20 protein-coding genes and 1 pseudogene are annotated in these 19,266 nt (G+C 34.4%); 4 read left to right on the top strand and 17 right to left on the bottom strand.

What is annotated here, in order from left to right; genetic code table 11:
• Nucleotides 1-321: 321 nt before the first annotated feature.
• From PSR14_RS15910 to PSR14_RS15925, 4 genes are all read right to left on the bottom strand, one after another.
• Complete coding sequence (locus PSR14_RS15910) at nt 322-1,272, bottom strand: magnesium transporter CorA family protein (RefSeq protein WP_074570875.1); 951 nt, start codon at nt 1,270-1,272, stop codon at nt 322-324.
• A gap of 457 nt (nt 1,273-1,729) precedes the next feature.
• Nucleotides 1,730-2,755 carry a ParM/StbA family protein gene (locus tag PSR14_RS15915; RefSeq protein WP_098487313.1) on the bottom strand — a complete coding sequence of 342 codons (1,026 nt, stop codon included), beginning with the start codon at nt 2,753-2,755 and terminating at the stop codon, nt 1,730-1,732.
• A gap of 35 nt (nt 2,756-2,790) precedes the next feature.
• Nucleotides 2,791-3,183 (bottom strand): hypothetical protein, encoded by a 393-nt coding sequence (locus PSR14_RS15920; RefSeq protein WP_000683204.1) that lies wholly within the window; start codon nt 3,181-3,183, stop codon nt 2,791-2,793.
• A 75-nt stretch (nt 3,184-3,258) separates the two neighbouring features.
• Nucleotides 3,259-3,645 (bottom strand): general stress protein, encoded by a 387-nt coding sequence (locus PSR14_RS15925; protein ID WP_098487314.1) that lies wholly within the window; start codon nt 3,643-3,645, stop codon nt 3,259-3,261.
• A 119-nt stretch (nt 3,646-3,764) separates the two neighbouring features.
• Between PSR14_RS15925 and PSR14_RS15930 the strand changes: the two genes are divergently transcribed.
• Nucleotides 3,765-3,884 (top strand): acyl dehydratase, encoded by a 120-nt coding sequence (locus tag PSR14_RS15930; RefSeq protein ID WP_098487315.1) that lies wholly within the window; start codon nt 3,765-3,767, stop codon nt 3,882-3,884.
• A gap of 103 nt (nt 3,885-3,987) precedes the next feature.
• On the opposite strand, the pseudogene PSR14_RS15935 reads toward PSR14_RS15930, so the two are convergent.
• The 4 genes and pseudogenes from PSR14_RS15935 to PSR14_RS15950 all read right to left on the bottom strand — a co-directional run.
• Nucleotides 3,988-4,286 (bottom strand): annotated as a pseudogene (locus tag PSR14_RS15935) (hydrolase); the annotation flags it as partial.
• A gap of 115 nt (nt 4,287-4,401) precedes the next feature.
• The gene (locus PSR14_RS15940; RefSeq protein WP_277561464.1) at nt 4,402-4,752 is read right to left on the bottom strand and encodes a hypothetical protein; all 351 of its coding nucleotides are present in this window, start codon (nt 4,750-4,752) and stop codon (nt 4,402-4,404) included.
• Nucleotides 4,753-5,352: 600 nt separating this feature from the next.
• Nucleotides 5,353-5,517, bottom strand: coding sequence for a DUF2197 domain-containing protein (locus tag PSR14_RS15945; RefSeq protein ID WP_069355893.1), 165 nt, complete (start codon nt 5,515-5,517; stop codon nt 5,353-5,355).
• Nucleotides 5,518-5,545: 28 nt separating this feature from the next.
• Nucleotides 5,546-6,175: a TetR/AcrR family transcriptional regulator gene (locus PSR14_RS15950; protein WP_073540908.1), complete on the bottom strand. Its 630-nt coding sequence runs from the start codon at nt 6,173-6,175 to the stop codon at nt 5,546-5,548.
• A 184-nt stretch (nt 6,176-6,359) separates the two neighbouring features.
• Between PSR14_RS15950 and PSR14_RS15955 the strand changes: the two genes are divergently transcribed.
• Entirely contained in the window at nt 6,360-7,790 is a 1,431-nt protein-coding gene (locus PSR14_RS15955; protein WP_109629801.1) for an IS4 family transposase, read from the top strand.
• Between the two features lie 196 nt (nt 7,791-7,986).
• On the opposite strand, the gene PSR14_RS15960 is transcribed toward PSR14_RS15955, so the two are convergent.
• Nucleotides 7,987-8,859, bottom strand: coding sequence for a LysR family transcriptional regulator (locus tag PSR14_RS15960; RefSeq protein ID WP_048556953.1), 873 nt, complete (start codon nt 8,857-8,859; stop codon nt 7,987-7,989).
• Between the two features lie 120 nt (nt 8,860-8,979).
• Here PSR14_RS15960 and PSR14_RS15965 point away from each other — a divergent pair, with 120 nt between their 5' ends.
• Nucleotides 8,980-9,876 carry a DMT family transporter gene (locus tag PSR14_RS15965; RefSeq protein WP_073540912.1) on the top strand — a complete coding sequence of 299 codons (897 nt, stop codon included), beginning with the start codon at nt 8,980-8,982 and terminating at the stop codon, nt 9,874-9,876.
• Nucleotides 9,877-10,013: 137 nt separating this feature from the next.
• Here the strand turns inward: PSR14_RS15965 and PSR14_RS15970 are convergent, their stop codons facing one another.
• The 3 genes from PSR14_RS15970 to PSR14_RS15980 form a co-directional block, all read right to left on the bottom strand.
• Nucleotides 10,014-10,229 (bottom strand): WYL domain-containing protein, encoded by a 216-nt coding sequence (locus tag PSR14_RS15970; protein WP_333563970.1) that lies wholly within the window; start codon nt 10,227-10,229, stop codon nt 10,014-10,016.
• Between the two features lie 214 nt (nt 10,230-10,443).
• On the bottom strand, nt 10,444-10,677 hold the full coding sequence (locus PSR14_RS15975) for a transcriptional regulator (protein ID WP_011181751.1): 234 nt from the start codon (nt 10,675-10,677) through the stop codon (nt 10,444-10,446).
• 11 nt (nt 10,678-10,688) lie between these two features.
• The gene (locus PSR14_RS15980; RefSeq protein ID WP_073540991.1) at nt 10,689-11,318 is read right to left on the bottom strand and encodes a DUF1349 domain-containing protein; all 630 of its coding nucleotides are present in this window, start codon (nt 11,316-11,318) and stop codon (nt 10,689-10,691) included.
• 659 nt (nt 11,319-11,977) lie between these two features.
• Between PSR14_RS15980 and PSR14_RS15985 the strand changes: the two genes are divergently transcribed.
• A complete protein-coding gene (locus PSR14_RS15985) occupies nt 11,978-12,343 on the top strand; it encodes a YxeA family protein (RefSeq protein WP_000714884.1) in 366 nt (121 codons plus the stop codon).
• An 87-nt stretch (nt 12,344-12,430) separates the two neighbouring features.
• Here PSR14_RS15985 and PSR14_RS15990 read toward each other — a convergent pair whose 3' ends face one another.
• From PSR14_RS15990 to PSR14_RS16010, 5 genes are all read right to left on the bottom strand, one after another.
• Nucleotides 12,431-13,141 (bottom strand): alpha/beta hydrolase, encoded by a 711-nt coding sequence (locus PSR14_RS15990; RefSeq protein ID WP_073540914.1) that lies wholly within the window; start codon nt 13,139-13,141, stop codon nt 12,431-12,433.
• A 103-nt stretch (nt 13,142-13,244) separates the two neighbouring features.
• Nucleotides 13,245-13,757 (bottom strand): carbonic anhydrase, encoded by a 513-nt coding sequence (locus PSR14_RS15995; protein ID WP_073540916.1) that lies wholly within the window; start codon nt 13,755-13,757, stop codon nt 13,245-13,247.
• Nucleotides 13,758-13,835: 78 nt separating this feature from the next.
• Nucleotides 13,836-16,460 carry a DUF2309 domain-containing protein gene (locus PSR14_RS16000; protein WP_073540918.1) on the bottom strand — a complete coding sequence of 875 codons (2,625 nt, stop codon included), beginning with the start codon at nt 16,458-16,460 and terminating at the stop codon, nt 13,836-13,838.
• Nucleotides 16,460-17,992, bottom strand: a complete 1,533-nt coding sequence (locus tag PSR14_RS16005) for an NADH dehydrogenase subunit 5 (protein ID WP_073540920.1) — start codon at nt 17,990-17,992, stop codon at nt 16,460-16,462. Before PSR14_RS16005 ends, PSR14_RS16000 begins: the two co-directional genes overlap by 1 nt.
• 642 nt (nt 17,993-18,634) lie before the next feature.
• Nucleotides 18,635-18,997, bottom strand: a complete 363-nt coding sequence (locus PSR14_RS16010; RefSeq protein ID WP_000798157.1) for a DUF2294 domain-containing protein — start codon at nt 18,995-18,997, stop codon at nt 18,635-18,637.
• Nucleotides 18,998-19,266 lie beyond the last annotated feature (269 nt).

The raw sequence follows: 19,266 nt of genomic DNA on the forward strand, positions 1-19,266 counted from the left end.
TTTAGGTATTTCCATTTATTAGAAAAAATATGATGGAATTGCAAATTATTTATCATGTATCAATTAACAATGATATAGTTGTAATCAGTCCTTTAAGAATAATAGGAGTGCTTCATGTGTTAATTTCCCACTATATTCAAATGATACAGTTGCATCTGAAGCATCATCAATAACAAGGGTAGGTATATTAATCTTGGCTAAATCGCCTCTGAAGTCTGTTTTGCTGAAAGCAGCGATATCCCTATTGTAAAGTCGAAATGACACTACCCCAATTAATAAATATTACTAACCATATATCTATCATATATTTTATAAACAAGATTAATTAGATTTAAAAAAAGATTTCTTTTTCTTTACTCGTAATAAGTCACCTGTCCATCCTTTCACTCTCATATACAAATACATACCACCTGTTGTAAAAATGATAAATAAGAGAGCGATTAAATAGCTATATTTCCATTCTAGTTCAGGCATATATTTAAAATTCATCCCCCACAATGCTCCTAAGGCCGTCAAAGGCGTACTTACAGCAGTTAATACAGTAAGAGCTTTCATAATCTCATTCCCACGATGTGAAGAAACAACTTCTTGTAAATGAATCATCGTGTCCAATTCTTCTTGGTACTCTTTAACAAGTTGTAATCCACGCTCTAATTTTACGTTTGTTTGTTTATAACAAAGAGTGTTTGTTAAGTTTTCTAACCAAGCTTCTTTCAGGCCTTGTAACACTTCTTGTATTAAGCGAAACACATGTGTGTTCATAAATAGTTCATGACGAATATGATAAATTCTTTCTAAAACTGCTATGTTATTATGATGATAAAAATCCCATAATACATTTCTGAAATTGTTTTCAAAGTAGTCAACCTTTCGCAAATAGTGAGATATAAACATTGATAAGATAGCACATAATCCTTCAGCGGAACTATTACAATTTTTTGCACTAAAAGAGGCATTATGTATTAATTTCTGAAAGTCCCCTTCCTCTTTTTCCTGGACCGTTATCAGTATTCCATGAGCTACGAAATAATGAAGAAATTTTTGAATTTTGGCGTCCTTTTTATCTTGATCATATAAAAACGAACCATATACACAAGTTTGACTTGGTGATAACGTATAAACATATAATCCATTTTCACAAGGAGAACTTATTTTCTTTATAAATTGAGAGAAATAAGATGTTACATCACGAGGGATTATAGAAGAAAGTTTTTCAAGCTCACTAGTTTTCACATGATACCAACTCCATTTCGTCATTTTTATGCATTCCATATTATTCTTCCTTTCTAAATAGTTTTATGTTTAATCGAATCATATCCGTAATATGAAATTTGTATGTAGGTATTCATGTCTTGGAGGAAAAGTTTTTAGATCAACTAAATTACAAAATAAAGTGAAACTTTAATCAGTGGGGTTTTTCTTCATGCCCCACTGATTATTAGCCCTCACCAATCGGACTTTTATGGGAGCCCGACCCCCACCTAAATTCTTTGCTTTCGCTGAATTTTGAGGTGGGGGTCTTACTGCCCATTAAAGCGGGATAAATGGCATAGGAGGTCTTATTCTATTAAAAGGAAGACCCCCTATATATTAGTTATTTTTATTCGCAATTTTAAACATTTCCTCTATATAAGCACTTTTTATCTTTTCTTATAAAGCATTTTTTATATGTGGAAAAGAAGCTACATAATTTGGCACGTCTATTCAAAGAACTCCATTTCGGTCGTTATTATAACTTAGATTCATATACAGATTGATTAGTGATGTCGTCAAATACTTGACTTCCAATCATATAATATCCATGAAGTGCAGCCTCTTTCGAAGCGTCTACCATACGGAAAGAAGAAATTTCACCTTGTATTTTTTCAATTCGTTTTTTGTGGAGATCTACTATTCCTCCTGTCCAAATAATAGTATCGTACTGTTCTAATTTAAATTGTTCTTGTAATACACGCATAACGTCTTGGAAGTGTGCATCCAACTCTTTTTGAATTAAAGTATGAACCTGACTTGTCTGAGGATCTTCTTCTCGACCTCCATATCCTTTTTCTAATATGTTTGGCATATCGTTAATATGCAATTGATTACTTTCCCCCGCATGATTCTGCACGATATTCTTAATATTTTTCAAAGGCTTGCTACATCCTAGCTCTGTCTCATAATGATTTAAAATGACATTCTGTTTCATATCTGTCATTTCTAATGTACGAAATCCACCATCAATAATTAAAATACGATCTCGCTCCTGAATGATTCCCTCTTTTAAGAAATAAGCATGTAAAGCGACCGGTTGCTGAAGAATCAAAGCATTTTCCACCGTAATAGTAATAAATTTTCCATCAATTTGCACAGAAGTTTCTTTTTTTAGTGCACGTTGTAATTGCTCATGCTGACTACCAAAATAAGTGACAGGAAGCCCGGTAACAACTAAAGGTAACACGACATTTTCTTTATAATCCTTTGCAATGCAACCAAATATTTGTTGTTTAAACCGTTCGCTTTCATAATAATTTTCTATTTCTTCGTCAAATGGAGGAAGCAATGAAGCGTCAGATTGATGCGCTTCATTTCCCATATAGTATGCAAAGTCTAAATCTATAAAACTTACCTTTGTTAAATCTTCACTTTCATCATGATTAGGTACAGGGGCTAGTGTGGAAGCTTCACTCTTAATCGTCACCTCAGAATCTACATCCTGTCGATATGCCCGCTTAGTAAAACCAATTCCTACATCAATTGCATACAGAGATTTCATACTTTCTTCCTCACTTTCTCTTTTTAGAATTAAATTTAAGCACTCTCTTCTTTCATATATTTCTTTTCATTTTTCGTTTTTTCTCCGTCTATGTCCTTACTGTTTTGATTTATTTCGTTATCCTTTTCATCTGTTTTCTTTTTGTTCGTTTCGTTTTCTGTTAAGTCTTTAATGGTAGAAATGACAACTGGTGTGGCTGTAAGCAGTTGTGGTAATGTTTGTTTTGCAACATTAGCTGCAGTTACAGAGAATTGTTTACTTGTTTCGGTTACCTTCTCCAATGTTTCCTTTATGTTTCCTTCTTGCAATTTTTCTTTTACGCTTTTTCCTTTTGTTTGTATCGCTTTCCGATTTTCCTTTTTTAATAAGGAGACTATAACTCCAGTCGTAATCCCAATCATAGCGTATTTAAATATTGTATGTTTCATTTTTTCTCACCCTTCTCCACTTTTATTTTCTTCCATGCTACAAGCTAAAATAATTACCTTACCTATTGCAATCTATTAGAGAGAATGATAGTTTTGCGGTTGCCTATCACTCGCCGTTGGTGTTTCAGCTGTTACTAGGAGTAAGATTCTCCCTTGATCTAGTTTTTCTTCATATAAGTTAGCTTCCTCCTTCGACAACCCCATTTCCTCCATTTGATTTCGGAGTTCTTCCCCTTTTTTGGAGAAAAAGTTGATAATACTTGTGCCCAATCCTTGTTCTTTTACTCCAATCGTATTTATATTTGTATCATCCGCAATCTTTTTTGTTAGATGTTTTTCATGTGTTAAGACGTAAATGTCATCTTGGTGAATCCCTTGTAATTCTAGCTCTTTTACTTTCATAACTACTTCATGTTCATTATCATATTCATGAACCACCGGTTTTCTTTCATTCTTATGCATTGTATTTTTCCTCCTTTAGATTTTTTATTTTCTTATTTAGTTGTTATGTAATATGTAATACACCTATTTTAAAGATGTTAAACCTAAATTTTCAAAAAACTTCACACGATAGATTATTAATGTTTTTGAATATTAAAGAGATGTCACGAGCACTTTCCTTTGATAGCAGTGTTACAAATAACGATTTGTTTGGAAGGCAAGCCCTTTATTTTATAGAAAATTTCTATTTGGAAAAATAAAAAAACACTCCTTTTCAAAGAGTGTTTTAAAAAAATATATAACATAATAGTAATGTTTCTATTTTAATCGCAGAAAGAAAGTCTTTATTAAAACATATGGTTGCTAATTTAATTGCAATCTTCCTTGCACCCAAGCAGCAATATCATTTATAACATACTCGGGGATATTAGCATGACATAATATTCATCTGGTTTACTTATTTCCCCATCACCCTCTGTAAAGAAATGATTTAACTTTGGATATAGTCGATAATCAACGTTACCTCGTTCTTTTAGTTGTTCTTTCCAAAGAGGGATTTCGATTTTCGATTGAACTTGATAGTCTCGTTCTCCTTGAATAATAAAAAGCGGTGTCTTTTGTTCTTTTGACATTTCCACTGCTTTCATTTTACGTATAGAATCCTTACTTCACAGGATTTTTTTGCTGTTTTCATTATATCCTTACTATACAAATGAAAATATACAATCATACTAAATATACAAACTTTGCATAAAAAAATGATTTTATAGTATCTTTTTAATATCCATGTCCGCCTTGCCAACCACCGTGTCCGCCTTGCCAACCGCCGTGTCCGCCTTGCCAACCACCGTGTCCGCCCGGCCAACCACCATGTCCGCCCGGCCAACCACCGTGTCCGCCTTGCCAACCACCGTGTCCACCTTGCCAACCACCATGTCCGCCCGGCCAACCACCGTGTCCGCCTTGCCAACCACCGTGTCCACCTTGCCAACCGCCGTGTCCACCTTGCCAACCGCCTTGTCCACCTTGCCAACCGCCGTGTCCACCTTGCCAACCGCCTTGTCCACCCGGCCAACCACCGTGTCCGCCTTGCCACCAGCCTGCATAGCCTTGTCTCTGTGAGTTCATTCCTTCGCATCCCTTCTTATTAAAAGTTCAAATACTGTAACTGGGTATTCTCTAAATATAATTATGTATCCCAAAAATAAATGTATCCGCAAACATCCCGATTCTTGGTAAAGTAATTATCTAATGAAAAAACATTTATTATTGCAAATCTAAGCTCTATAGTTGGGCTTTAGTTATACAAAGAAAAACGATACTTCACTATTGAAGTATCGCAAAAAAACTATTTACTTACATTATTATGATTATAACCCATCGCCATCAAGCTAAAATTTTATAGTACCCACCAGAATGAAAATTTGTGCTAACTTGTAACAAAAAGCTCATTTTTTCGTTTTGGGGTAATTCTGGATTCTTAGGTTGATGGGTATGTGGAGCTACCCCACATCCATCAACTTAAGGATTCGGTATAGCTTTAAAATAAAGATTGATTAAAGATCCTTATTTAACAACAAATAAAAAACTCCATTTTGTCAAAAGATTGATTAAAATGGAGTTTTCCTTTATGAATATATAAACAATATTTATAAAAAAATTTAATCATTTTAAGATGAATGATGTTAGACATTATAAACTAGCAAAAATAAAAAGTAGATAGTGACCCTATCTAAAAAAATTTTTAATTGCTTCAAGTCTTATTTTATGACTGCATTCGTCACAGCAATATTTCCCTTTTGGATTTTCCTTGAACTGCTTATATTTTTCAGTTCCTTCATTTACTCGAAATACACTTTTACAGCAAAAACAAATAACCTCATAAAATATCATGACCTTCCCCCCTCATCAGGGTGATATGTTACTTTTGAGTTGTCCGCTCAAAGATTGTAATAAGTTCTTTTGTGTAATCTTTAACGTTTAGATCGGGGTTCCTCATTAGCTCGAGGCTAAATCCGTCTATGGCATGCCTGATTGTTAACGCCATCACCCTTAAGGCCGTTTCGGAAAATTCTCGAAACACCCCCTCTTGCATCCCTAAACGTAGAATATTTTTAATGGGAAGAAAAATAGTTTCATCATGGTCTGCTGCAAACCGAAGTTTTCCTTCATCTGTTCTTTCATTTGAAACAATTTCTATAACAGCAAATACATGCTTTCGATGTTTATCTATAAATTTCAGATTCGATTCAATATATGTTTGGAGCATTCCTTCTGGGGTCGTTTGAGCTTCAATTTGCGGACAACTAAAGGACTGACAGGCTATATAATAATCGATTATAACTTGCTCTAGAAGTTCCTCTTTGTTTGTAAAGTAATAAGAAATAACCCCCTTACTTATTTTTGCACGTTTAGCGATTTGTCCTAAAGAGGCTTTTACATAACCTACTTCAGCAAGTGTTTCAATTGCACATTCCATAATTTGAGCCCTCCGGGCTTTTTCGATAAATGACTTTTCTTTTTGATTGTTCGTTTTATTTTTTGTGTTCATGTTTATATTTTAGCACGACTGTTCAAAATAATACAATTAAAACCATTTTTAATTCATCTTTTCAAACGGTAGGACTTTTTTATAAACAGTACAACTTTATTTCAAATCGACATTCGGACTATTCTTGAAATTAAAAGCGCGTTACTATTTTCTTATATTAATGAGAAAGGGTGGCGTGCTTTTTATGAATATGCATCAAAAACAAGAGTTGTCTTTATTTGCCGAAGAGTTATATCGATATATGTCTCCCGCTACACTTAATCAATTAGCTATAGAAGCTGGCGGAATGAGGCGAAAACGTAAGTGCCATGGGCACCATTTTTTATCTTTGTGTGTATGGTTAAATCAACAAATCGCTACTACCTCTCTTACTCAACTTTGTAGTCAATTAGAAACCTCAACAGGAATTTTATTAAGTCCGGAGGGACTTAATCGACGCTTTAACTCAGCTTCTGTAGCTTTCTTTCGAACTGTATTTACTACACTTCTACAAGCTAAAATTGGAGGGTTATCTAAAATTTCTCATTCTCTTTCTGCTTACTTTGAACGCATTCGCATCCTTGATTCTACAACCTTTCAAGTTCCAGATCGATTCGCATCTACTTATCCTGGTGCCGGAGGGTGTAGTCATAGAGCTGGTGTAAAAATTCAATTAGAGTATGACTTATTGAGTGGAGAATTTTCTGATGTAAAAATTGAACCAGGAAAGCGAAGTGATCAGGCGTATGGTGCGACTCGAACAGGCATGATACAAAAGAATGAACTATATATTCGTGACTTAGGATATTTTCGTTTACAAGACTTTAAATCTATCCAAGATAAGCAAGGATATTATTTATCACGTCTTAAATTACCAACTAAAATATATAGAAAAGAATTCGAAACATTGGTATTTAAAACAAAACCCGCTCAATTGAGACCGGTATATATACAAATTCATTTGGAAGACATCATGAAACAATTACAACCTGGCCAAGTGTACGAGTTACATGATGTATATGTAGGGAGCAAGGACAAACTGCCTACTCGTATTGTGGTTTATAGATGTACGGAGGAACAAAAACAGAAACGCCTACATGATCGGGCTATTCGTGAAAAGAAAAAAGGGATTACATATACAGATCGTACAAAGCTTTTACAAGGAATTACGGTATATATGACAAACATTCCTACGGAATGGGTACCAAAAGAGAAAATCTATGATTTATATTCACTGCGTTGGCAAATTGAGCTGTTATTTAAAATATGGAAATCTTGGTTTCAAATTCAGCGTTTTAAATCTATTAAACAAGAGCGGCTAGAATGTCATCTTTATGGAAAACTCATTGGTATCCTATTATGTTCTTCTACTATGTTTAAAATGAGGGAGCTCCTGTTACGTAAGAAACAGAAAGAACTAAGTGAATATAAAGCGATGTACATGATTAAAGACTATTTCTTACATTTTCATCAAGCATTACTTAAGAACATCCAAGAATTATCAAAGGTTCTCCTTCGTCTGTTTAACCTCCTACAGCGCAACGGACGAAAATCCCACAGATATGAGAAAAAAACAGTCTTTGATATTTTGGGTGTTGTTTATGATTATACCGATTCCATTCATCAGGTAGCATAGTTATAGTAAAAAATTGAAACTCGCTAGGGTTTATTTGATATGTCTACTTTTATGATATCTATAAAAGATAATAAAAAACTACATGAAAAAATCAGTCTTTGTATAAACATATACTTTAAGTTGATGGATGTGTGGAGCTACCTCTATATGGCCTGAAAATCATTGACTGTTGATTTTGTTTTGATTGCCGATATATTCAATCACCATCTAACCATTTTTGAGTATATTCGATAAACCGTTTTGTTGCTGGTAATGCGTGTTTAATTGAAGTAAGTGACAGCCCAAGTGATCGTACAGGTTTATCTTCCAACTCCACAATCGTAACATTTTCGCTTTGTCCTTGTAATGCGAGTTCAGACATGACACTGATTCCCAGCCCGTTCTCCACCATCGCGACAATCACATGATCATCACCGGTTTCGAATTGGATATCGAGCTGAACCCTAGCCGCTTCTAATACTTTCCTAACATCGTAACCGCATGAAGAAGCAGGCATAATAAAAGGCTCTTTCTCGAGCTGATCATACTGAATTATGGATTGTTTACTTAATGAGTGATTTTTAGGAAGGATGCATAACATTCGATCTTTTCTTAGTGGAATAGATTCTAGATGGCCCGATGATGGTAGTGACATAAAACCTAAGTCAATCACCCCTTGTTGAATCCACGTTTCAATCATTCCATAATCACCTTCCATTAATTTGATTTCAATTCGAGGATGCTCCAAGCGAAAGCGATGGATGATTGTAGGCAGCCAGTGGATAGACACGCTTGTAAAGGTACCAATGCGCAAAGTTCCTGCCACTATGCCATTAATATCTGCAACAGTTTGCTTTAATCGCTCATTATGATTTACTACTTCACGAACATGCGTTAAAACACGCTCACCATTTTCCGTTAATCGAACACCTGTTTTATTCCGGAGTAACAATTGAAAACCATACTCCAATTCAAGACTTCTAATCGCATGGCTGACACCTGACTGAGTCAAATTCAGTGCTTCGGCCGCTCTTGATAAGTTCCCCATTTCAACCGTCTTCAGAAAGATTTCTAACTTAGTCAGACTCATCGATTCTCCTACTTTCTCATGTATGAATTTTATTCAAGTATATCATTACATATATTCGTTTTACTAATACTTGAATCACAATTAAACTAAGTACATAAAAATTTTAAAGGAGAACTAAAAATGAAACCAATAAAGGCTAATCTTATGATCTTACTTGTTACAATGACCTGGGGTACTTCCTATCTTTTTATGAAAATCGGATTGGAAACTGTCCCTTCATTTTCTCTTGTTGCATTGCGCTTTGGTATTGCTTTTTTGGTTTGTGCTGCTGTTTTTTTTAAACAATTTCGTTCAATTCATTTTGTCACTCTAAAATACGGCTTTATTCTAGGATTTTTACTTTTCGTTGTATCTGCTTCAGTCATCTTAGGTTTAAAAACGACATCAGCTTCAAATGCTGGTTTTCTAGCCAGTTTGACCGTAATCTTTATCCCTTTATTATCTATCGTTCTGTTCAAGGATCGACTGAGTTACAGACTGATCATTAGTTCCCTTGTTGCAATGACTGGAATTGGTTTACTGACTTTGAATAATCAATTAACACTCAATTCTGGAGATTTACTTTGTATACTCGCTGCTCTCTTTTATGCTTTTCATATTATTGTCACCGGAAGAGCGGCTAAAGTTGCCAATACATTGCAGCTTGGGATTCTTCAGTTGGGATTTGCAGGAGGGTTTGGCGTACTCTCTGCCCTGATTTTCGAAGAGCCGCAACTTCCATCCACTAAAGAGAGTTGGATCGCTGTACTGGTGTTAAGTATTTTCTGCAGTGCTTTTGCCTACATCATTCAGGCGATGGCACAGAAATACACAACACCGACACATACAGGACTCATTTTTTCATTAGAACCTGTATTTTCTGCACTGTTTGCATACCTGTTCATGAACGAATTATTGTCAATCCAAGGGTATATCGGAGCATTACTTATTCTAAGCGGTGTTATACTTGCTGAGATAAAGATAAAACGAAAATCTACATTTAAAGCAAAAAAGAGAGAGATGGAATGCACAGAGTAGTACTATAAATCCTAATTTATATATAGTTTTCCTAATTACAATAAAATTCTAATACAAGTAAGTAAACTTTTTTAATTGATATTTTCAGGATACGCCTTTTTTATTAGCCAACTGCCATCCTCAAGTGGTAAAAGCACTTAAATATCAAACCATTCTTCTGCCAAATGGCGAGCTTCATCTTGGAAACGTAGGAGAACTTCTGGTACATTGGATGGCTTAGATTTACTCTCGCTTTTGATATGCTTCTGAATAGTAGCATCCCGACGAATGAAGATTCTTTCACGATTTATCACAACCTCTTTCATTCTTTTTAGTTTAAAAAGACGGATCGTTTCTTTCTCTAGGCAATAAATTTGTTAATACTATTCTCTTCCTTTGAGAATGAGCATATGTAGCTCTACTATTCGCTTGTAAACTTCACCTTTTGCATCTGAATAGGTGAAGTTTACTAATACATAGCCATCTAACGCTTCGTCTAATACTTTTAGTTTCGGTCGAAAATACCAAATACCATCCCAAGAAGAATAATTGATTAGTACGCGGTTTGTTTTATTTTGAAATTCTTCTTCATATGATGGCTATATAATAACTATGTATTTTTTCTACTAGACGTCGGTATTGCTCTCTACCATATGAAGTGGAGATACTACGGAGAGCGGTAACGATAGCAGCAAGCTCATCATTTATTAGAACATTTCGATCCAGACGATAACCTTCTGGCAAACCAACGCCACTATTTATTCCTTGATAGATGACAATTGGAATGCCAGCTGCATTGATTGCATCAATATGATACCTCAAAACGTTCCACTTTAATAAACTTTTGTATTATCATCTATATTTTCAATCTTAATAAATTCAAACTCTGCTTCATACCCATCTCCTTGTGGACTGCAAGCATAAATGCCAACTTTCATGCAATCTTTTTCTTCAAAAAGGTGAACCATTCTTATTTGTTTCCATAAATCCCCGTCTAATGAATAATCAACGTAGTAATTATTTCCCCTTCTTGTTATACGATAATAAAGAGAATTTAAATCTCCAAAAAACTCCTGACTAGACCAATCAGAATATCCATTCTTTGTTACAACAACACCTAATTTACTATTGTCATCAGGTATATACTCAACCGATGTCTTTAACCAAGTATCTTTTGAAAATCGAACCATTAAACCTGCTTGATCATATCTATTCGCTGGTTTAGATTTTACTTTCGTGATCAATCTAAAGTCTCCATTTAGTTCATAGTATAAAAAATGTCCATTATCAACTTGAAATTCATAATGTGTTTTTTGCCAGAAATCTGTCTCTTTATCCGGTTTGACTATTAACTTCGATTTATTGCTATTAACCTCCCAATCTTTAGGGGGAGAAAACCACTTTAAACTTTTATCAAATTCCGCATTATTAAATTCTTCTATTAATTTATATTGATTATCAATGAACAATATCCCCTTAATCTTTTATATTTTATTAATGAAGGAACTAACCTTTCTCAAATTTGCATTTTAACTAGATAAAATACAAAAAACTCCCGTTCCTATAAAAGGGACGAAAGCTAATCCGCGTTGCCACTCTAGTTAAAAACGTAAAAATATACGCCCTCCACTTAAATTATTAACTGCTTGTAGGTGGAAACGATTACGCACTTCACATTGAATTGTTCCTCATTTCCCTCAAGGACGGATTCACAAGTTCCTTCTATCAGTTTACACCACCCACCGGCTCTCCAAAAAAACTACTTGTACTATTTCCCTTTATCGCTTTCAAACAATATATATTTTAATTATCATCACTTTACAATAATTCTGTGTATTTATCAAGGGATGTTTTTCAAAATAAAATATATTCATAATTAATTTACGAAATTACATTTCCTAATATATAAGGAGTTTATATTTTATCTAGAAATATTGTATTTTGCATAAAAGCCACGAAGATATAAATAAAAAATAATACGATTTGTACGAAAGAATAACCATACAATGTTATCCCTCCTTAAAACATCTATTTAAGAAAAACTTAAGAAATTCACTTCTAAATTCATAAGAATTTTTTCCTATACTTAAAAATAAGTAATTTAACAAGAGGAGAAACGATCATGAAAAAATTTGTAATTTGCATAATAGGAATAGGTCTTCCTATATACTTACTACCTTTCATATTACGCGGTGATTTAGACAGATTTAATCCGATTGCTGAAGAAAAAAATGTATACGCCGTTGCGCAGGGGTATGGCATTCCAGATTATCATTATAAAGGCCGGGCTATTTACTCACTAAAAGGTGTCGATGAATTAAGCAATGAGAAAGAATATAAAGTGGGAACGAACACCCCTAATGATTTTATAAGAAAAACTTACTTGAAAATTCATGTAAAAGGAAAGTATGTGTATTCTTACGATCTTATCGCTGAAAAGGATATTCCGGAGAAAATAAGGGGACAATTGGAGATGGCAAATAAATAAAAGAGCCAATTCGTACGAGTTGGCTCTTTATTATCTCTCCCACCTATCGTTTAGAGAATTCTTTCGGTAGATTTATTAAATTCGTTATCATTGTTTCAATAGCCATTCTTCCATTACTTTCACTGTTTCATCTCGTTGTGCTTTTGACGTAATTAAGCTCGCATTATCACCTTTTTGCTCACCGTACATGCCAAAATGAGCATGGTTTCCGCCTTTTATCATGTGCATAGTTGTATTCTTTGACATAAACTTTTTATTGTCCTCTATTTTTTCTACAGTTGCTAACGCATCTACTTCTCCATAAATTGATAACATCGGGATCGATTTCGTAGAAAAGTCATCTGCAGGATACGAACCTAAGAAAATAATCCCGTCTACCTTTTCTTCATGTTGAAAGGCATACTTAGAAATCATAGCTCCGCCCATTGAATGCCCTGCAACATACCATTTTTGAACTTCCGGATACTTTTCAATTACACTATCTACCTCATTGATTCCAAGTATCGCTAAGTTTAATGGTAACTTAGGCATTACTACAAAATGTCCATCTTTTGCAAGTGCTTCCCCTAAGTAACTATAAGCCTCCGCTTCTACTTTCGCTCCTTGATAAAAAATAACCCCTATTTTAGCATCTTTCTCTCCAAAAACTATATAATCTTCATCTTTTTTATCATCCACTAATGACAACGCCTCTTTCGTCGGTTTATAACTAAACTGAGACCACACAAAAAAACTAATACTTCCTATAAGTAAAATACCTAGTAAAGAGTACAGAACAATTTTCATCCACTTCTTCACATATATGCCCTCCCTAAGATGTGTATATTCTATACTTTAGATTATCATTAATAAACATAAAAACTCGAGCATTTTTATTATGCTCAAGTTTTTATTTACGTTTTTAATTTATGCATTCAGCTACTTTATTAACAGAAACTTTAACAACTGTTTCTTTTTCACCTGTTTTATCAATCATGAACCCCTGAACTTTAACATTAGAAGGCACTAATGGATGATGACGAATCATATCTATACTCTTCTCAATATTTTCACTAACATTTCCTTTTCCACTTAGCCATTCCTCAAGGCTACCACTTGAAAATTCAGGCATGCAATTTTCAAAGAGATAATCTAGTTCCTTGTTATTTTTTATGGAATCACGTTGAATTTGTAAATTAACTACATCTGTTTTTTTATCCTCTATTCCGACAACAAAAATTTCTTCCACATTTTCTTCATAAATAGCAATAATAATAGATCTCATTATATCTCCAAAAGGATGTACAATTACGGAATCGTAGCTGTGTATAGTCAACATGTTTTCTTGTTGAATGTTAGTTACTTGTTGGATAATAGGCTCTATTCCTTGTTCCATCTCTGTTAACAATAAAACCTTTTTATGCTTTGAACTCATATATAGCACTCCTTCTTCATGATTGTATTTATGAAACTTTTAAGCTAGTAACAATAGTTGATATGCATTACATGATTGCTACCAGTTTTTCCAGCGTCCCTCTGAATCAACACTTGCAAGTCTGACCCATCCATTTTGAACTTTTTCTCGAAATGTGAAATCATTATTTAGCAAACGTTCTATATATTTAGTAGGCGCTTGAATTACAATGAGTAAACGAAGTGGTGAGTGATACGTTTCACTATCTGACTGCATAACGGATTGCCAAGGTAAGCCTGATAACAAATCACTTGCATTTCCTTGCATAACACCGAGACCTGCCGTAACGGTTTGTGTTGTTTTGTTTCCACTACCATAATAATGAGGAGCTACAGTTGAAGCGTAATATTGTAGATTGATCCACTGCGCTACTGTTCCTGGTCCCGCTATGATGCTAGCTAATATATCGCCATTTTCATCCTGTTTCCAATCATAATTATGAAGGAAAGCCCTACCTTCTAAGTCACAATCCTGAGTCAATTCACGCTGCCCGATAATAAAAGATGCATTACGAGCTAATCCCCATTCTGGACGTATTTCACTCCAATCTTCTGCAAATCGATGTGCCTCTTTACTCGGATTTTTTATTTTCGTTTTAAAATTAGGTAATTTCATTAAACGCTCTTTATTTGCCTCTTGGCTCACATTTGGCATAATCGACTCAATACAATCAAATGCTTCTTGCGCAGCTTCCGAAAGTTTTGGGACGTAAATCCATTCCAATTCATCCACTGTTGTTTTATGTTCAGCTGCTACAAAAATGGTGTCCTCAGGAATTTTAATGCCTTCAGCAGACAATGCCTCTCTTACTTCTGGAAGATTACATAAAGTAGCGAAAACTCTTGCATTGAATCCTCCTGCTGCTCCGCCACAAGCACCACACTCAAGCGCTGCAGCATAAGGGTTGTTCGTACTTTGACTACTATGTCCGCACATTACAACTAACGGCGCAAATTTTTCTGTCAATCCCACCATTTTTAAAGCTTGACGCACATAGTTCACTTTTTCTTCTTTCGTAAAACCGATCGGTATCTCACATTTTGTATCATGAACATGATTAAGTGAGAATGTTGTATCAGGTTTTTGTAACATCGTTTTACGAAGGTTACGAATGAAACTGCCTACTCTTCTTGGCACAAAACTTCTTGTCACCATTTGTAAGCCAAGTAAAGGGCCACTTACCTCAGGTAGCAACATACTTGTCAATACATTTTGTTTCATCGTCTTAAACGTATAACTTACTGAGCTGTCTATCTTCTTGCGTTGTTTATAATTTTTAAATTCCTTTTCATCCGCGAGTTCTTTTATTTGATGTTTCGGTTTTAATATAACTGGCAAAGAAGGATGGCTGTTATTACTGCCTAGTTCAGTAGTCGCAATTGGTAACCCAAAGAAACCAGCTATTCCAAACGTTTCAAACGGACCTAATTTTTCAAGGTGGCGGCGAAACGGTTCTGAACGTACATCAATACAAAATGCTAATTGAGCTACTACATGCTTTTTATCATTCGTTGCACTTTGTTTAGAAGCAATCTTCTCCCTTAATTGCTCTGCATGCGTCTGTTCCCAAGCTTCTAGCCAAAGTTTCTTGCGAGTATTTTCATCAAAGCGATAAGCGAATGCTAATAATTCACTTTGTTCAGTTGCAGACATTTGTAACCATTTCTCTACTGAAATATCCCCCCAATAGATCCAAGAAGCTATAAGTGGGACGATCGAAACTTTTTTCTCAACCTTTTGATTTTTCAAAGGTAAATACGGTTTTACAATGGCTAGCTCCATAGAAATTCGAACTGCTAAATATTGTATGAGAAGTTCCTGTTCCTCAATTGATTGTTGCGAGCGCCATCGTATCATTCCTGCCCATCCAGGCAAAGAAAGTAAGTGCCCTTCAAGGTAAGCTTGCCTATTAGATTCAGAAATTCCTAGTTCAGATAATGCTTTTGTTAAAGCTCCCTGGGCATCCTGTGGCCAATCTTTTAAAACTTTACGTTCAGTTTTACTAAGCGCTGGATCAAATGTAATAAGGTGATGCCACGCACGATACAAACCTTTCTCTCGGTTTGGCATCGTCCAACTTGATCCGGAGTCATCAAGATATAATTTACACCATTTAATAATATGGTAATTAAGAACATCTGATAGGTTGTCACCCTTTTGATTCTCTATAAGTGAACTGATTGGTTGCATAGAAGAGTCTTCCATACTCCCTGTATTTATATAACTTATTTCTTCTGCTAATTTATTTAATTCTGGCGATGATAACAGACTAGAAGGTAATCTCTCTAACTTTAAAGCTTCTTGGCAAAAACGCTCTGCTGTCTCTCGCGGAATATGAAAAGATTGTGAATCAAGCCAACGAGACAAGCCTATTTGTAAAAATGATTCCTCAATCTCCCCTTTCACCTTTGCCGAATGAATCATGGAGGCACTAGGATATATATCTACATTACGAGCTTCTTTTAACCAATCTGCAACTTGTTCAAATGATTGTTTTTCAAGTCCCATCCAAGGGTGATGAGCTGCAAAGGTTGAGATAGGCCAAAGTGGTGCAATCACTCGGCTAGCAGATTCAACTAAATCATTCATATTCTTTTCTTGTATTTCAATTTTTGTATCTTTCTTTTTTAAAGTTTCTTTCGTTACGATTGACTGTATGCTCATCACTGATTACCTCCCTTTGATACATCATGTTTCAGATAGCTTGGATGACTTTCTACTGACTTTTGTCTCGCTTCACCTACTCGAACGAACCAAAGATACATTACAGCAAATATTGTAGAAGATTGATTACGAGTAACGAGAGTACTAATAACACTACCAAATAATAAGAGACTTATAACAAAAATAACTGCTGGAGCTGAAGGTTGAACATTTTGATACATGTCAGTATGCAACCATTTATAAAGAGAGTTATGAACGGTAAAGTAAATGAGAGAAAATCCACTCAAAACAATTAAGCCAGCAATTCTTCCCATTCTTCCCTCTCCAAAAACAACAAGCTGTTTCCATGAAACGTATAATGACCAACCTAAGATGAACGCACTAACGAATTGATACCCCTCTCCAGAAGTCATAAACCAGAAAGCAATTGCTATAAATAATCCGAAAACACGTCCGACTATCATCCATAAATTGGACATCTTTTCATTAGATTGCTTCACTCCCTCAAAACGTTGTACGGAAGAACCAGCTTGTAAAAACAGTGTGGCTTTAAATAAACCGTGTAAAATTAAATGAATAACAGCTGCTAAATACGCTCCTAATGCGCATTGAATCAGCATAAACCCCATTTGTGCAATAGTGGATCCTACTAGCTGACGTTTATAATCAACTTGGACTAAACTAATTCCTGTTCCTATTAAGACAGAAATACTAGAGAAAATGAGTAAAATGATTTGTGCAATATCATCATGAAAAAGAGGTGAAAATCTAGTTAACATGATACCACCAGCATTTACTAAACCCGCATGCATAATAGCAGAAACAGGAGTTGGAGCAACAGCTGATTCAATTAACCATCTTTGAAAAGGCCATTGTGCTGCTGGAATCATCACAGCTACTATAATCAATAAGTTAATTCCTGTTTTCTCCAATGTTCCAAATTGAGCTACATTTTCATTCGTTACAACTGATGTTAACTGCCACTGTCCAGTTATTTGAAACAGCCAGATGATAGCTGCTAGCAAGGCAATCCAACTTATTGTAAATAAATAGCCTGAGATTTTTGTTGCTTCACTAACTACCTTCCACCCTTTATTTAGCCCGATGAGTAAAACCAATCCTATAAGTGTTGCACCCCAACACATAATCATGAAACGAAGATCATTACTTAACCATGCAACTGAAGATACACCTGTAGTAAATGTAAAAAGTGCAAAGTATTTTCGATATGAGCGATCTCCCATTAAGTAACGTACAGAGAAACGCTGAATGATTAAACCAATTGTAAGAACGAAGAAAGCCATGAACCAAGCTAAAGTATCTAGATGCCAAGGCCCCACAACTCTATCTCCATTGTGATTAACAAGTGCAAGTAAAGAAACCAATGAAGGCAAAGCAGCGATACCAATATGGATATGAACAAAACGTAAAGGCATCCTTGCATGTAAAAACAATAATCCACTTAGCCAAGAAGCACTAAGCGCGATAAAAAATAATGTTAACAGTGTTGATGAACTTAGCGAAATTAACATGTAAAATACTCCCTTCCAAACGAAAATAACCTATAAAAATTCCTTTTCATTACGATAGTTTTTTTAATTTCAATTTTTATTCACTCTTTTTCGTACATCGTTTTTTCCATAAAAAAAACCGACAACTTCCATAATTCAATGATTTTATATCATCATTGAATTATGGAGATTGTCGGTTTCACTTCAACTAACTTCAATAAAGTTTTTTGAAGAGCTCCCATTTTATAGAGGATAGTAATATATGTATTACTCCTATGAAAAATAACAGTATATCTCTGATCTCCTAGATTATGCAATCAATATATCAATTTATGTTATGCGCTATCTTTTAATTAAGAAACTTTTTCATTTAGTCAATATTACATATTAAAAAAATGCTAAAGCCTTAATTATAGCAAACAGTTAAAATAAGCATCTATTAATTTTTAAAACAATTATAAGATAAACCATATTAAGCAGTTTGTCAATTTATTTATTCATTTTTCGAATCAAAATTCATTATACATAAATAATTTCAAGTTTTCTTGTTTTCTAATTATCACCATACTAATAAAATCAAATAAAGTGCACAACTTGTAAGTGTCTTAATTATCTCACTGCATTTTTAATTTATCTTCCACTAACCCTAAGTTGTTTTTTATTTTAAAACTTTTCCTCAAGATTATGAAACAATTTAAAAATCATTACTCGTTCACCAGTACGAGAACTTATATCCGTATGAAAACTTTTTACTTCTTCTCCAGTTAATTCTAGTATAATCTCTTTCAAATCGTCAATTCCAGATTCAACTAGCTCCGAACGATTTTTCTTTATCGTTAGCATACCGTCTTTCGTTTCGCAAACAGTATACTCAGCCGGTGTTAAAATACCTTGTAAATTTACGATAATCATATCTCGTAATATATCTGTCTTAACGGATATAGACCCGCGTCCTAGGTAGTCCTTTTCCCAGTGCGTAATTGCTTTACTTATCTCTGACTCAATAGAGCCTTTTGAGTTTTTCATTTATGTATCCTCCTTCAATAAAATAAATTTACAATAACAATATAATAATCTGGATTGATTTTATTTTCAATTATTGAGAACAATTTATAGGAATCGTTGTAGGGTATCCTTTAGGATTAAACTAAGTTTTTATATTGCAATATACGTTTTTTTGATTATCCCAAATAAGCTACTCTTACTATAAGGACTCTGTTGCATACATTTCTAAAAAGGACATTCCGGAGAAAATAAGATATCTCTTATAACGTAATATACAAATAAAAAGCCTA

Source organism: Bacillus sp. A01H, assembly GCF_045277205.1.
Taxonomy (GTDB): domain Bacteria; phylum Bacillota; class Bacilli; order Bacillales; family Bacillaceae_G; genus Bacillus_A; species Bacillus_A paranthracis.